Genomic DNA, 14,966 nt, shown 5'->3' with positions numbered 1-14,966 from the left:
TCAATTCATTGATTTTCGGCTGATAATCACAAAGGAGGAAAAACCACGCTTTTTCCTCCTTTGTCAGTCATCTAGCCCTGTCTTTTTAATTCCCGCCTTTGGCCTTGGCCAGCTGGGCGCGGATATTGGCCAGATGGCTCTGCCCTTTCTGCATCCGCTCCTGCGGGCTCACCACTTTGCGCTCGGTTTCCCATGCCAAATCGTCCTGCGGCAGCTCCAGCAGGAAGCGGCTCGGCTCCGGCCGCACCAGCTCGCCGTACTGACGGCGCTCGCGGCACAGGGTGAAGATCAGCTCTTTTTGCGCGCGGGTGATCCCCACATAGGCCAGACGCCGCTCTTCATCGACATTGTCTTCATCGATGCTGCTCTGGTGCGGCAGCAGGCCCTCTTCCATGCCCACCAGGAACACATAAGGGAACTCCAGCCCCTTGGAGGCGTGCAGCGTCATCAGCTGTACCTGATCCAGCTCTTCTTCACTTTCACCGCGCTCCATCATGTCGCGCAGGGTGAAGCGCGTCACCACCTGGGTCAGCGTCATCGGCTCGTCCAGATCGCTGCCTTCCAGCATCTCCGTCATCCAGCCGAACAGCGTATTGACGTTCTTCATTCGCATTTCGGCGGCCTTCGGGCTGGTCGAGGTTTCAAACAGCCAGCTCTCATAATCCACGCCGCGGATCAGATCGCGCACCGCCGCCACCGGCTCACGTTCCGCCTGCTGGGCGATGCCGCCCAGCCAGTGGGTGAAACGCTGCAACGATTCCAGCCCGCGTCCGGTCAAGTGCTGGCTCAGCCCCAGATCGAAACTGGCGTGGAATAAACTCTTGTTGCGCTGGTTGGCCCACTCGCCGAGCTTCTGCAGCGTCGCCGGGCCGATCTCGCGCTTGGGGGTATTGACGATGCGCAGGAAGGCGCTGTCGTCCTCCGGGTTGGTCAGCACGCGCAGGTAGGCCAGCAGATCCTTGATCTCTGGGCGCGAGAAGAATGAGGTGCCGCCGGAAATCTTGTACGGGATGCGGTTCTGCATCAGCATCTTTTCAAACACCCGCGACTGGTGGTTGCCGCGGTACAGGATCGCATAGTCGCCGTAGTTGGTCTTTTTCACGAAGTGGTGGGCGATCAGCTCCCCCACCACCCGCTCGGCTTCGTGATCCTCGTTGTTGGCGGTCACCACCTTCAGCTCTTCGCCATACCCCAGCTCGGAAAACAGCCGCTTTTCAAACACGTGCGGGTTATTGGCGATCAGAATGTTGGCCGCCTTCAGGATACGCTCGCTGGAACGGTAGTTTTGCTCCAGCTTGATCACCTGCAGCGCCGGGAAATCTTCCTTCAGCAGCACCAGGTTCTGCGGCCGCGCGCCGCGCCAGGAGTAGATCGACTGGTCGTCGTCACCCACCACGGTAAAGCGCGCGCGGTTGCCCACCAGCAGCTTCACCAGCTCGTACTGGCTGGTGTTGGTATCCTGGTACTCATCCACCAGCAGGTAGCGGATGCGCTGCTGCCAGCGTTCGCGCACCTCTTCGTTGCGTTGCAGCAGCAGCGTCGGCAACAGGATCAGGTCGTCGAAGTCCAGCACGTTGCACGCCCGCATATGGGCGTGGTACAGGCCGTAGCAGTGGGCGAACAGCTTGTCGCGCTCCGAGCGCGCCAGCGCCGCCGCCCGCTGGGGATCGATCAGGTCGTTTTTCCAGTTGGAAATGGTCGAAATCAGCTGCGCCACCAGCGTTTTGTCACTTTCCAGCCACTTTTCGGTCAGCTCTTTCAACAGCGCCAGCTGATCCTGATCGTCGAACAGCGAGAAGTTGGACTTCATCCCCAACGCCACGTATTCCCGCTTGATGATCTCCAGCCCCAGGGTATGGAAAGTAGAAATCATCAGCCCGCGCGCCTCTTTGCGCCCCAGAGTTTGCGACACGCGCTCTTTCATCTCGCGCGCGGCCTTGTTGGTAAAGGTCACGGCGGCGATGTGCCGCGCCTGGTAGCCGCAGTGGTGGATCAGGTGGGCTATCTTGTTGGTGATAACGCGCGTCTTGCCGGAACCGGCACCGGCCAACACCAGGCAGGGCCCGGTAACGAATTCGACGGCTTGTTGTTGGCTGGGGTTTAATCGCATGGTACTGGCTTGCTCGGCTGTAAAACGTGGAAGGGAATTGTAGCAGAAAGCGCCGATGAGATTTAGCGGGTATAATCAGCGCAATTTTCGCATCGACAAAGGCAATACCATGGCAAAAACGGCGTGCGCCCTGCACATTCTGGTAGACAATGAAAAGCTGGCCAACGAGCTGCTGGCCAAGCTGAAGCGCGGCGTCAGCTTCGACACGCTGGCGCGCAAATACTCGAGCTGCCCGTCAAAACGCAACGGCGGCTCGCTGGGCGAATTCAACAAGGGCGCGATGGTGCCGGCGTTCGATAAAGCGGTGTTCAGCATCCCGCTGCTCAAACCTTATGGCCCGGTCAAAACCCAGTTCGGTTACCACATCATCAAGGTGCTGTACCGCAACTGAGGGAGCCTGAGCCCCCTGTTGGGCATTACTGCGCGCCGGCGTCCGTCGCCGGTGCAGCCACCGCGGCGTCGGCCGGTTTGGCTTCCTCCGTCACCACCGCCGGCGCCGGCATCATGATGCCGTCATAGGTTTCCTGCAGCTGCTTCATGCTCATTTCCGGCTCGCCCTTCGGCTGCATCAGCACCAGCGTCGCCTCCTGAGAAAGCTGCAGCTTCAGCGCCTGATTCAGCGTCTCCAGCGTCAGGCTGGACAGGAACTCCTGGCGCAGCTTCTGATACAGCTCCGGCGCGATATCCACCACCCCGCTCTGTTGCGAACGCAGGCGCTGGCTCATCAGCACATCGGTGTCGGTGCGGGCGTAGGTCGCGAACAGCTTGCTCAGCTGATCGTTTTTCTGCGCCAGCAGCGCATCGAATTCTTCTTTCGACAGGCCGTTGTCACGCACGTTGGCCAGCTCGCGGGCGATAAAGCCCAGGCTGCCGTTCAGGTTGTTGTTCGGCGTATCCAGATGGATGGCGCACTGCCCGCGCTGGTACTGCACGCGGCAGTCAAAGCCCAGATGCAGGCTCTTCTGGTCGCTTTTTTCCAGCGTCTGCTGGAGATGCCAGAACAGCGCCTCGCGGGCGAGATCGCCACGCCAGTAACGGAGCAGGCTCTGCGAATCGCGAATCGGATGCCACGGCGAATCCCACATGATCGACAGCGTATCCTGTTTCACCTGCTCGCTGATCAGGCTCACCGGCTGTTGCGGCAGCGGCGTCAGCGTCGGCATCGGGGCCGGGGTTTCACGTTTGCCCTGCAGCGGCGAGAACGCCTTGTTGATCTGCTCGCCCAGGCTGCGGCTGTCGACCTTGCCGACAACGAACAGCGTCATGGCATCCGGGGTATACCACTGTTGATAGAATTTCTTCAGCTGTTCGAGGTTGACCGGCCGTTTCGCCGGCTGCGCCGGATCGTGCGCCAGCAGCGTCGAGCCTTTCAGGCGGTAACGCCACCAGACGTCTTGGGTATTGGGCGGGAACGTGCCGACCGGATTGATGGTGGAGTTCATCACTGCGTGCACCGTATGCTCGTCGATCGCCAGTTTGCCGGTGGTGTCCGCCAGCCAGGCCAGCGCTTCTTTCAGCAGGTCAGGCCGGTTATTCGGCAGGCTGAGATTATACATGGTGAAATCATACGAGATGATAGCCGGCGGCAGCGGCCGCTCGTTATCCACGCTCTGCTGCCACAGGGCGCGCAGCTGCGGCGCGGTAAAGCTTTCACTGCGCGTCAACGCCAGCCGCGGCAACAGCTGGGCGAAGCCGGTCTGTTGCGAAGACTCCACCAGAGAGCCGGTATTGACGATCAGCCGCAGTTCCACGCGGTCGCTTGGCCGCTGCGGCGTATCGAGAATTTGCCATGAAAACCCGTTGGCCAGCGCCCCCTGCTGCCAGGCAGGATCGGGTTGTAGTGCTTCAGCCTGCACGCTGCTACTGGCTGCAGCCAATAGCAGCCCACCAACTATAAGATGAATTCTGGTGCCCTGCATGTGAACCCCTACTTAATGACTATCCAATTTCTTATGCAAATGCGTGTATTCCATTCAATGGAATCATAAAAATACGCCCTGAGTTTCACAGTGGGGCGGAAAGCAGAAAGTGTACCATCGTGTTAGACCGCGCGCCTTTGCGGATGTCACTCATTAGAGTGAAAAATAATAGATAGCGGGGTTTTTAATGCAAGAAATCGTTACGAGGCAGGGGGAAAACCTCACCGGCCGCGGCTGCGGCCGGTGATTCGCCGTCAATATCAGGCGGAAGGCAGCGTTTTGTCCGCGCCGGCGTTTTTGTTGTTCAGCGTGGCTTTCAGCTGTTTCTCATCCAGTTGGCCGCACCACCTCGCCACGACCACGGTCGCCACCCCGTTGCCCACCAGGTTGGTCAGCGCGCGGGCTTCCGACATGAAGCGGTCGATGCCGAGGATCAGTGCCAGGCCGGCCAACGGCAGGTGGCCGACGGCGGAGATGGTGGCGGCCAACACGATAAAGCCGCTGCCGGTCACGCCCGCCGCCCCTTTGGAGGAGAGCAGCAACACCACCAGCAGGGTAATCTGATGCATGATGTCCATGTGGGTGTTGGTCGCCTGCGCGATAAACACCGCGGCCATAGTCAGATAAATAGAGGTGCCGTCCAGATTGAAGGAGTACCCGGTCGGGATCACCAGGCCCACCACCGATTTCTTGCAGCCCAGCCTCTCCATTTTATCCAGCATGCGCGGCAGCGCGGACTCGGACGACGAGGTCCCCAGCACGATCAGCAGCTCTTCTTTGATGTAGTTGACGAATTTGAAAATGCTGAAGCCGTTGGCGCGGGCGATGCTGCCCAGCACCACCACCACGAACAGGATACAGGTGATATAGAAGCACACGATCAGCTGGCCGAGTTGCACCAGGGTTCCGACGCCGTATTTACCGATGGTAAACGCCATGGCGCCGAAGGCCCCCAGCGGCGCCAGGCGCATGATCATGTTGATGATGCCGAAAATCACCCGCGAGAAGCTGTCGATCACGTTGAAGATCAGCTGCCCCTTTTCACCCAAGCGATGCAGGGCGAAGCCGAACAGCACCGCGAACAGCAGCACCTGCAGAATGTTGCCGCTGGCGAATGCGCCGATCACGCTGCCGGGGATGATGTCCAGCAGGAACGGGATGATGCCCTGCTGCTGCGCCTGCTCGGCGTAGACTGCCACCGCCTTGGCGTCCAGCGTGCCGGGATCGACATTCATGCCGGCGCCCGGTTGCACCAGGTTGACGATCACCAGGCCGATAATCAGCGCGATGGTGCTGACGATTTCAAAATACAGCAGCGCGATGGCGCCGGTGCGCCCCACCGCCTTCATGCTTTCCATGCCGGCGATGCCGGTCACCACGGTGCAGAAGATCACCGGGGCGATGATCATCTTGATCAGTTTGACGAAGCCATCGCCCAGAGGTTTCATCTCGGCGCCGAGGTCAGGGGAGAAGTGGCCAAGCAGGATACCCAGCGTGATCGCCGTCAGCACCTGAAAATAGAGGCTCTTAAAGATCGTTGTTTTCATATGAACATCCTATGGGGGGAAGACACGCACCAGGCAGCAGTCTAAAAATCCAGCCTGTTCATCGCTTGCGCGGAAAATAACACCCACTTAACAACATGGAAATAATTTGTTGCACCCGCCCCTGGGAGTTGATGTGAATTTAAGAGCTGAAACGCGTCAGTCGGGGTGCAAAGCTGAAAATTGCGTAATGCTTTGTTTGCACTAACGCAAAAGAGGTAGAGGAGAAATAGCGATTTTCGGACGGGGAAAAGTACCGGAAAGGTAACGCGGCGCTTACGGCGCCGCGCGGCAAAACTCGGCTTCGAACGCTGCGCGCGGCAGCGGCCGGGCGAACAGGAATCCTTGCCCGCTGCGAATGCCGTGCTGCAGCAGGCAGTCGCGCTGCTCGGCGTTTTCCACGCCTTCGGCCATCACCGGCAACGCCAGCACTTCGGAGATCGCACTGACAATGCGCACCATCGCATCGTCGGCCGGCAGCCCCTGAATGAAGCTGCGGTCGATTTTAATCAAATCGATCGGCAGGGATTTCAAGCGGTTCAGGTATTCCAGACTGGAGTAGCCCATGCCGAAGTCGTCAAGCGCGATCGACAATCCCAGATCGTGCAACTCGCGCAGCAGCGCCAGCGCGCGGTCGAGATCGTCGATGCGCACCGTCTCGGTGATCTCCAACAGCAGCTTGCGCGGGTCTATCCGATACTGCGCCAGCAGGTTTTTCAGATGCGGGACGAACGCCTCATGCTGCATCTGTATACCGGAAACGTTGACCGCCAGCGGCAGCGCAATGCCGCGTTGCTGCCAATCCGCCAGGATGCGGCAGGACTCTTCCAGCACCCAGTTGCCGAGAGGCACGATCACGCCCAGCTCTTCCGCGAGCGGGATAACGTCGGCCGGCAGGGTATAGCTGCCGTCATACTGCTGCCAACGCAGCAGCGCTTCGGCGCCGATCACCTCGTTGGACTGCATGTCGATCTGCGGCTGCAGGAACAGCGTAAAATGCCGCTGCTCGATGCCGTGCAAAATCTCGCTCTCCTGCGTCAGCCGCTTCTGCGTGCGCTCCGTCAGGCTGGGCTCGAAGAACAGGATCTGATTTTTTCCTTCACGGTGGGCGGACATCATCGCCGAGGTGGCGCTGCGCAGCAGCTGTTCCGCACTTTCCCCCTGATTGAGGTAGTGCGCGATGCCGATGCTGGCGTTGGGCCGCAGCGCCAGACCTTCCAGGGTCAAGGGCGCGTTGATCTCCGCCATGATGCGTCGCGCCAGCTGCATGGCGTGGAACGGCCGCTCGGTCCCCTTGGCCAGGATGGCGAATTCGGTATTGCTCAGCTGCGCCAGCACGCCGTTTTCGTCGATGCAGCCGCGCAGCTTCTTCGCCAGCGCCAACAGCAGCGCTTCACGCATCGCCGGGCTCATCACGCCCGAGGCTTCATGCAGCGTCTCGATGCCGATCACCAGCAGGTTAAAACGCTCGGGGCGCAGGCTGGAGGCGATATGCTGTTCCAGCAACGCGTTCAGCAATGCCGGATTCGGCAGTTCGGTCACCGGATGGCGGGTGCTCAGGCGGCTCATGTCGGCATGCGCCTTGGCCAGCGTCTGTTGATTACGGTTGTAGTTGCGCACCAGCAGGCCGAGCTCGTCGTCCTGGTGCAGCGTCGGCAGCATCAGCTGGTGGTAGGGCGCTTCGTCCTGCGAGATGTTTTCCAGCTCTTTGGCCATCGCGCGCAGCGGATGCACCATCAACCGGTTCATGCACCAGGTGATGGCCACCGACAGGATCAGCGCCAACAGCAGGTAGGTCGATAGCATGGTCGACAAAATGCTGCGGATAAACTGGTACATGCGGAACGAATCGGCCTGCAGCACCAGATAGGCCAGCGGCTGCTGGTTGGCCGGCACCCGCTCCAGCGAATAGAGCGGCACGGAAATTTGGATCGGCAGCTCAAACAGCCGGGCGATCAGCGTCGGCACCGGCCGCTCCGGCGGGAAATTGGCGTGCAGCGCCTGAAATTCGTTCGGCAAGACGATATCCGCCCGGCTGAGAATGCCGACCGGCAACAGCGTGTTCAGCACCTTTTTGGCTTCCGGCACGTCCATGCGCAGCACCGCTTCCGCCAGCGGCTGGCGCACGGAGTGCGCGATATTCTCCAGTTGCTGGGCGTAGTCATCCCTGCGCTGCTGCACAAAGTGGAATAACTGGATCACGATAAAGATGCAGATCGTGACCAGCGCCACGCCGGACACCGTCGCCATCTGCTTAATCGTTAACGAACGCCTGACCCGCAAACCTGCTCTCCGTGAAATCGGGCTGAAACAAAAAAAGGGGGCTGACTCTCACCCGCCCCCTCGAACCGGGCTGATTATACTCGATCATCGGCTGTTTTTATCTGGCTATGCCGCAGGCAAAACCAAGAAAATCGCGGGTTTCAGTCTTTTCCTAAAGCGAACAAACGCGACCCGGACACAGGGTAACAAAACTCCCCGGTGTCCGACACTCCGAATCTTTCCCCTCCCGGCTACTTGAAGTCGGCGTAAGGCGTCAGCGGCTGCGGCGGCAAATCGAGATCCCCCTGCCAGCCGGCCAGGGAATAGCGCAGATAAATCAACGCGTGGCTCGGCGTATAGTCCTTCGCCTGTTGAATGTCGATACCGGCGCCGAGCGTCCAGTGCGAACTGAGACGGCGTTCGACGATCGCCCGCAGGGTATAACCGACGCCGCTTGAGGAGCTGCCGTCCTCGACGGCGAACTTATCGGGCAACGAATCCGGGATCAGCCCCTGCAGCGGATAGCGGCGCTGGCTGTCGGTTTTCGAATGGGACAGCGAAACCGAACCGCCCAGCTCCCACGACCAGTTCTCGGTGCGCTGGCGATAGTTGACCGGCAGCGACAGCGACAGATATTGCTGCGGGCTGTAATAGCCGCCCTGCCCCAGCGAATAGCCGCTCAAATCCTTCTGGTAGTGCCACAGCATGGTATTGAGCCCGACGCTCAGACGGCGATTGTCTTCGTTGATCAGCTTGTAGTAGTAGCCGGCCATCAACCGCTGCCGCTGGTTATCCGCCACGTTCTTGCCGGTAATCTGGTGCGCGCTGAGATCGGCCCACACGCCGTTCGCCTCGCCGCGATCGTAGCTGGCGCTCAGGCTGACGCCGGTAGCGCGCACGCCGCCCCAGGTGGTGCCGGTGTTCGGATCCTTGGCGCCGCCGAACGCCAGCAGCGAGCTGGAGATCGGCCGCCGCGAGGCCGCCAGCGTCCAGCCGATGTGGTTCCAGTCGCCGCTGTAGGCCAGGCCGCCGGTCCAGTCGACCACCTCGAAGCCCATCGGCGTCGTGCCGATATCGGCGGCCCAACGATCGTTTTTCCAGCCGGCCGCCACGCTGGTGCCGGTGGATTTCTGATGTTCACCGCCGCGGCACCCTTGCGTATTGCAGGTGCCGAAGGTCTCGTAGTATTTGCCGCTGCCGTCGGTCGAGAAGCGGCCGGCATCCAGCTGCACGGTGTCGGTGCGCAAGAAGGCGCGCCCGTCATACAGCGGCATGTCCACCTGCAGCATGGTGTCGTGCGCATTGAAGTCGGAAATACCACCGGTGCCGCTCGAGCGCCAGTAATCGTGATCGAGCGTGACGTTCACGTCTTGCTGCCGGTACAGATCCGCGGCCTCGGAACGGATGCCGCGTTTCAACCAGTCGTCGCCCGGGTTATTGCGCGTCAGAGAGGTGTAGGTGTCATTGTCCTGCGGCAACGTCGGCGTGATGCCGCCGGCCACCATCGCCTGCCGGTAATCCTGCTGCGCCCGCTCCGGCTGCCGCTGCGCCCGTTCCAGCCGGGCGGCGTCGCGGTAGATCAGCGCCTTGGTCTGCCCCACGGGCTCCGCGGCCGCCGCCGTTTTCAGCCGACCGAAGATAGCTTCGGCCTGCTGCGGATCGCCGACCGCGCCCCAGGCGTTGGCGACCCGCCGTTGGCTGTTGAGCGAAGCGTCTTGCGGCTGCGGTTCGGTTTTCAGCCGCTGGCGCGCCGCGTCCAGATCCCCCTGCGCCACATAAGCTTCGATCTCGCCCAGCTGCGCATCCGGGTTGTTCGGTTCGCGCCGTTTCACCCGCTGATAGTCGCCCAGCGCCGCCGCATACTCCCCGCGCGCCAGCGCCCAGTCGGCCAGCAGCAAATCGATGCGGGTGTCCGCCGGCTGCCGGCGCAGATAGGCTTCCGCCGCCGGTTCGTCGCCGGCCGCCCGCAGCCGTTCGGCATGTGCAATCACCGCCTGCATTTTTAGCCGCTGCGCCAGTTCGCGCATGTTGTCGTTCCACTGCGCCGCAGGCAGCGTATTGAGCTGCGCCAGCGCCTGGTCGTCGCGATCGCTGCCGGAAAGGTAGAGCGCATAGGCATAGGCCAACTGCGGATTGGCGCGCTGACGCTGCGCCAGCTGCCGGAATAAGGCGTCCGCCTGTTGCGGCTGCCCGGCCTGACGCAGCGCCTGCGCATAGCGATAGGTCAGCCAAACGTCGTCGGGATCCATCTGCTGGGCGCGGCGATAGATTTCCGCCGCCTGTTGCCACTGCTGCTGCGCCGCCAGCGTCTGCGCCTGTTGCTTCAACATATCGAGCCGCAGCCCGTCGAGGGTGCTGCGCAGCTTGGCCTGTTGGCTGTGCGGCAGGCCGTTGAGGTAGGCCAGCGCTTTTTCCGGCGACTGGCGTTGATAGAGATTCACCAGGCCGCGCAGCGCGCTGCCGTTACCGGGATCGCGCCGCAGCGCCTGCTGATAAAACCCTTCCGCCGCGGCGTCATCCTTGCTCGCCACCGCCACATCGCCCAGGCCGATAAACGCATCGCCGTCGCGGTCGTCGAGCTGGCGCGCCTGCTGGTATTTCTGCCTGGCCAGCGCAAGATTGCCGGCCTTCAGCGCCTTGTCGCCTTCGTCTATCGCCAGCCAGTAACTGGTGCTCTTGATCAGGCTTTGCCACTTGCCGCTGTCGTAGCCGTTCGTGTCGGCGGCAAGCGCCTGGCGGAACAGCTTCAACGCCTGCGGGCGGTTGCCGGCGCGCGAATAGGCCTGGCCGAGCGCGCCCAGCACCTCGGCGTCGTTCGGCGTCGCCGCCAGCGCCTTTTGCAACGCCGGAATGGCCGCCCGGCTGCCGCCTTTATCCACCTGCGCCAGGCCGCGCACCCGCGCCTGATACGCCGGATCGGCCAACAGTTTCTGCTGTCTGGCCAGCTCTTCGCGGGCGCTGGTCGCCTGATCGCCGGTATCGAACACGCCGAGGAAACGGTTGAGCGCCGCCACGCTTTGCGCGCTGACCGGCATCGCTTTGACCTTGTCCAGCCACAGATCGGCGGCATCGCCGCGCCCGGCCGGATCGGCGGCGATCTTCTGCAGCAGCTCATAGGCCTGCGCGTCCTGGTTCTGACTGAACAGCATGCGCGCCAGCGACATGCGCAGCGCCACGTTGCCGGAATATTGCTGATCCAGCGCCTGCAGCTGCTTCAACGCCTTCGCCTCCTGCCCCGGCAAACGCGCCACCAGCCGCCAGTACTCCACTGCCAGCTCGAGCGTCGGCGGCTCGCCGTGGAACAGCGCATCGTACTGCGCCTTGGCCTCCGGCAACCGGCCGGCGGTCGCCATCAGGCGCGCCTGCTGCAACTTCTGCCGGGTTTCCGGCTGGGTCAGCAGCATGTTCATTTGCGCCTGGCGATAGGCGCTGGACTGCGGCGCGAGGGTTTTCAGCTTGTCCAACTGCTGCTGCGCCAGCGCCATATTGCCCTGCCGCAGCGCCAAACGCATGCGCGCGGCGATCACGTCCGGGTTGTTCGGATCCATCAACTCTAGCCGGTACAGCGACTGGCGCACCAGATCGTCCTTGTTGCCGGCCTCGCCAATGCGCACCTGTTCCAGCAGCCACTGCTCCGGGGCCACGGCTTCCGCAGCGCGCGCCTGCGGCAGCATCGCCAGGCTCAGCGGAATCAAATTCAGCCAGTTTATTTTGAAGTTGTGCATTGGCCGTCCCACGAGGGTTGCAATTCACCCTGACGATTAAAGCGATAACGTTGTTGATCCCACCCCTGGCCGAACAGCGTCAGCGAGGCGCTGAAATAGGCGTCGTCCCCCGGCGGATGTTCGCTGATGCGTTGCCGCTGTGTCGCCAGCGCCTCAGCCTGCGTCGCCAACATCGGCAACATCGAGGCGGAAAAGCCGACCGGGCCGCCGCCGGTGGTTTTGCCGCTGGCGGTATCGGTTTTCTCCGGCGGCACGCCCTGTTTGGCGGTGAGCTGCGCCATCGGCTGAAAACGTTCGAGCAGCGTCGCCTTGTATTCATCGTCGTCCGCCAGCATGCCGGCCCACAGATAAACCCGAATGGCGTCGTAGCTGCCGACGTTCGGCTTGACGGGATCCGGCTGCCAGCCGGCGCCGACCCGCCACACCACCCAGTCCGGCGAGAAACCGTGCGGCGCGGTGTCCAACCACAGCCGTTGATTGACCTGGCGCATCGCGCGCCACGGGCCGTTCAGCGCTGCAAAACGTGCCAACAGCTGCGGCGGCAGGTAGCTGGGATTCAGCCGCCAGCGATCGTCCGTCACGAACCCGACTTTGCCCGGCAACAGCATCAGGCCCAGGCCGGGAATGTCGGCCACCTCCTCGCGGCCGATGCGTTGCAGCAGCAGCGTCCCCAGGGTTTGATAGCGCCGGCTTTTCCACAGGCGGCCGGCTTCGAGCAGGTTGTAGGCGATCCACAGATCGGCGTCCGACGCCGAGTTGGCGTCCAGCACCTTCCACTGTTTGTCATCGCTCTCGCCCCACAGCCAGGCGGGCAAACGGGCGCTGAGATCGCCCGCCGCCAGATTGTTCTCCGTCCAGGCCAGCAGCAGATCGAAGGTCGGCCGGTCGTTGGCCACCAGGGCGAAGAACAGGCCGTAGCTCTGCCCCTCGGAGGTGGTGATTTTGTTCGGGCTGCTCGGATCGATCACCCGCCCCTGCGGGCTGATGTAGAACTGCTTGTACTGTTGCCAGCCCGGCCACTCGCAGGCCGCCGCGGCGCTGAAGGCGCACAGCAGCAGCATGCCGAGCGACAGGCGTTGCAGCATGGCGTTCACCGCCGTCAATCCCGATCTTCAGGCGCCAGACGACGCCGGCTGAAGGCCTTCAGGCCACGCCACAGCATCAGCCCCAGGATCACCACCAGCACCACCGCGATCACCGCCAGCAGCACCGGATGGGTGGAGAGGGCATACCACAGCCGCTCCCACCACGGCAGGTGGCCGACATAGTAAATATCGCCGACGCGCAGGCTGTTGACCCCCGATTCGCGGATCACCGCCACCGAGCCGAATACCGCGGCGCGCTTGCCGCTGTCCAGCAGGGCATTGTTCAGCAGCTCATAGCCGCGCGGGCTGTCCGCCAACAGCGCCACGATGCTGCGCTGGTCGTTGAACGGCGACTGCACGCCAATGATCGCCGACATCGCCCCCTCGGAGCTGACGGCGGTCTTGCTGTCCGGCCGGGTGTCCTCCGCCAGCGCTTCCGCGCTGGGCAGCGGCGGCTGCCGCGTCGGCTGTTTCACCCAGCTTTGGGTCGCGTCCACCAGCAGGCTGATTTTCTTGTCGTCGCGCAGCTCCGGCGGAATGGTACCGACCATCAGGATATCGTCGTCGCGATCCTTCGCCTGCGACCAGTCATCGCTCAGCGTGAAGGCCAGCGCTGGGTAGCCGGTTTGCGCGCCGATCACGCCCAGCGCGTTCAGCAGCGCGCTGACCTGCGCCGGTTGCGGTTTCTGATTCACCAACACCAGCGTTTGCGACAGATCCGCCAGGCGGCTGAACGGGAAGCCGGCGTTGGCGAAGGCGCGCAGATCCGGCATCGCCATAAAGTGGCGGTAGCCGGAGAAATCGATGGTGGACGCGCCGTCGATCACCGCGTGGTTTTGCGTGAAGGAGTAGGTTTCACAGCGCCCTTCCGCGCCGCTGGCCAGCAGCGTGGTGTAATCGAAGTCAAAGCGCAGCTGGTTGGTGGCCCCCAGCCGCAGCGCCGGGATATTGACGTTCTTGTCGGAATCGAGCAGTCCCTGCGTCAACGGCAGGCGCAGCAGCTGCGCGCCCTGCTCGTGCTCCGGCACCAGCGAGTAAGCCTGCACGAACTGGTTGTTCAGGCTGACGCTCAGCCGCGAACCGTCCTGAATGCGCGGCGCGGTGTAACGGTATTTCAGGTGCATGTCGATGCCGGTGCTGCGGATCAGGAACAGGTCCGGCGGCAGGTTCATGGTCAACGAAATCGGGCCGGGCTCGATACCGCTGGTTTGCAGCTGCTCGGCGTACTGCTGCAGCTCGGCGAAGGTCATCGGCCGATCGGTGCGCACCCAGTTCGGCGCGTCGTACGGCTGGCGCGGCGCCAGCTGTTCCACCTTGTCCACCGTTACGTTCTGGCCGCGGAACAGGATGTTGCCCTGCGCGATACCCTTCACCGCGGTGATCAAATCGTTGTCGTCACGCCCCTGAATCAACAGCAGTTTGACGTACGGATTGTCCGGGTGGCTGATCATCTCCACCGTCGGGCCGTTGACCGCCGGATAATCGCGCAGGAAATCCGGGCGCTGCGAGTTGGTGGCGAACACCACCGCGTGTTGCGTCGGCAGCGCATTGTACAGCGTCGGGAAGGATTGCCCGCGCCATTGCGCCTTGCTGCCGAACCAGGACGCCAGAATGCCCGCCGCACGCTGCTGGGCGAGATCCGGCTGGCCGGCGAACACCATCGGCAGCGTCAGCGGCCGATTATCGCGGCTGTCGAAGAACGGCTCAGGGAAGTGCGACAGCTCGTTTTTCACCGGCAGCGTCTGGAAACGCAGCTTCAGCGCGCTGGACTTGCTGACGTCGAGCCACAGCGAGGTGCTGGCCGGGTTTTCGCAGATATTTTGATAATGACCGACGAACACCAACCGAACGCGGTTAAAATCGGTGATATAGCGCGGATCGATCGCCATCTGGATGCGATTGGGCTTGCCCAGTTGCTCCTTGGCGATCGTGGTCACGCCCATCAGCTCGTCGTTCAGGTAGACCTTAACGTGCGACTCCACCGGGATCAGCGCCGGCGACGGCGTAAACTCCATATCGAGCATCGCCTGCGAGACCACCTCGTCGCTGCGCACGCCGAATTCGATCTGCCCGTCCGGCCGGGTACCGCGTAGAACAAAGGTGCCCGGCGGCGGCGCTATCTGCGCAAACGGCAGCGACACGTCGCGCACCGGCGCATTCGGATCCTGCGGCGCGGCGGCCGGCGGTGGCGCGATCGCCATATCGGCCGCCGCGGCGATCGGCGGCTGGGCCGCCACGGTCGGCGCGGTGGCGGTTTCGGCCTGCGACAGGGTGCTGATGCCTAAGGCCAGAGCAGTTAACCAGGTTATTTTTCTCGTCAT

The 14,966-nt window shown here is 62.5% G+C and carries 8 protein-coding genes; 1 reads left to right on the top strand and 7 read right to left on the bottom strand.

Translation table 11 applies throughout. The features are described from left to right. Positions 1 to 85 precede the first annotated feature (85 nt). Positions 86 to 2,110: a DNA helicase Rep gene (rep, locus tag SSARUM_RS00585; RefSeq protein ID WP_033654001.1), complete on the bottom strand. Its 2,025-nt coding sequence runs from the start codon at positions 2,108 to 2,110 to the stop codon at positions 86 to 88. A gap of 109 nt (positions 2,111 to 2,219) precedes the next feature. Between rep and ppiC the strand changes: the two genes are divergently transcribed. Beyond that, positions 2,220 to 2,501: a peptidylprolyl isomerase PpiC gene (ppiC, locus tag SSARUM_RS00580; RefSeq protein ID WP_004934175.1), complete on the top strand. Its 282-nt coding sequence runs from the start codon at positions 2,220 to 2,222 to the stop codon at positions 2,499 to 2,501. A 25-nt stretch (positions 2,502 to 2,526) separates the two neighbouring features. On the opposite strand, the gene SSARUM_RS00575 is transcribed toward ppiC, so the two are convergent. The 6 genes from SSARUM_RS00575 to bcsB form a co-directional block, all read right to left on the bottom strand. Next, positions 2,527 to 4,029, bottom strand: coding sequence for a M16 family metallopeptidase (locus SSARUM_RS00575; protein ID WP_033636624.1), 1,503 nt, complete (start codon positions 4,027 to 4,029; stop codon positions 2,527 to 2,529). Between the two features lie 260 nt (positions 4,030 to 4,289). Then, the gene (locus tag SSARUM_RS00570) at positions 4,290 to 5,576 is read right to left on the bottom strand and encodes a dicarboxylate/amino acid:cation symporter (RefSeq protein WP_033649875.1); all 1,287 of its coding nucleotides are present in this window, start codon (positions 5,574 to 5,576) and stop codon (positions 4,290 to 4,292) included. A 273-nt stretch (positions 5,577 to 5,849) separates the two neighbouring features. Then, entirely contained in the window at positions 5,850 to 7,856 is a 2,007-nt protein-coding gene (hmsP, locus tag SSARUM_RS00565; protein WP_033649876.1) for a biofilm formation regulator HmsP, read from the bottom strand. 230 nt (positions 7,857 to 8,086) lie between these two features. After that, on the bottom strand, positions 8,087 to 11,560 hold the full coding sequence (gene bcsC / locus SSARUM_RS00560) for a cellulose synthase complex outer membrane protein BcsC (protein ID WP_060431212.1): 3,474 nt from the start codon (positions 11,558 to 11,560) through the stop codon (positions 8,087 to 8,089). Further along, a complete protein-coding gene (gene bcsZ, locus SSARUM_RS00555) occupies positions 11,542 to 12,654 on the bottom strand; it encodes a cellulose synthase complex periplasmic endoglucanase BcsZ (RefSeq protein ID WP_060424208.1) in 1,113 nt (370 codons plus the stop codon). The genes bcsC and bcsZ overlap by 19 nt, the downstream gene beginning before the upstream one ends. Positions 12,655 to 12,659: 5 nt before the next feature. Further along, positions 12,660 to 14,966 (bottom strand): cellulose biosynthesis cyclic di-GMP-binding regulatory protein BcsB, encoded by a 2,307-nt coding sequence (bcsB, locus tag SSARUM_RS00550; RefSeq protein WP_060431214.1) that lies wholly within the window; start codon positions 14,964 to 14,966, stop codon positions 12,660 to 12,662.

Origin of the sequence: Serratia sarumanii, assembly GCF_029962605.1 — a bacterium.
Classification (GTDB): Bacteria; Pseudomonadota; Gammaproteobacteria; order Enterobacterales; family Enterobacteriaceae; genus Serratia; species Serratia sarumanii.
The sequence above is the reverse complement of the archived record's forward strand: the minus strand, read 5'-3'. Positions and strand labels throughout refer to the sequence as shown.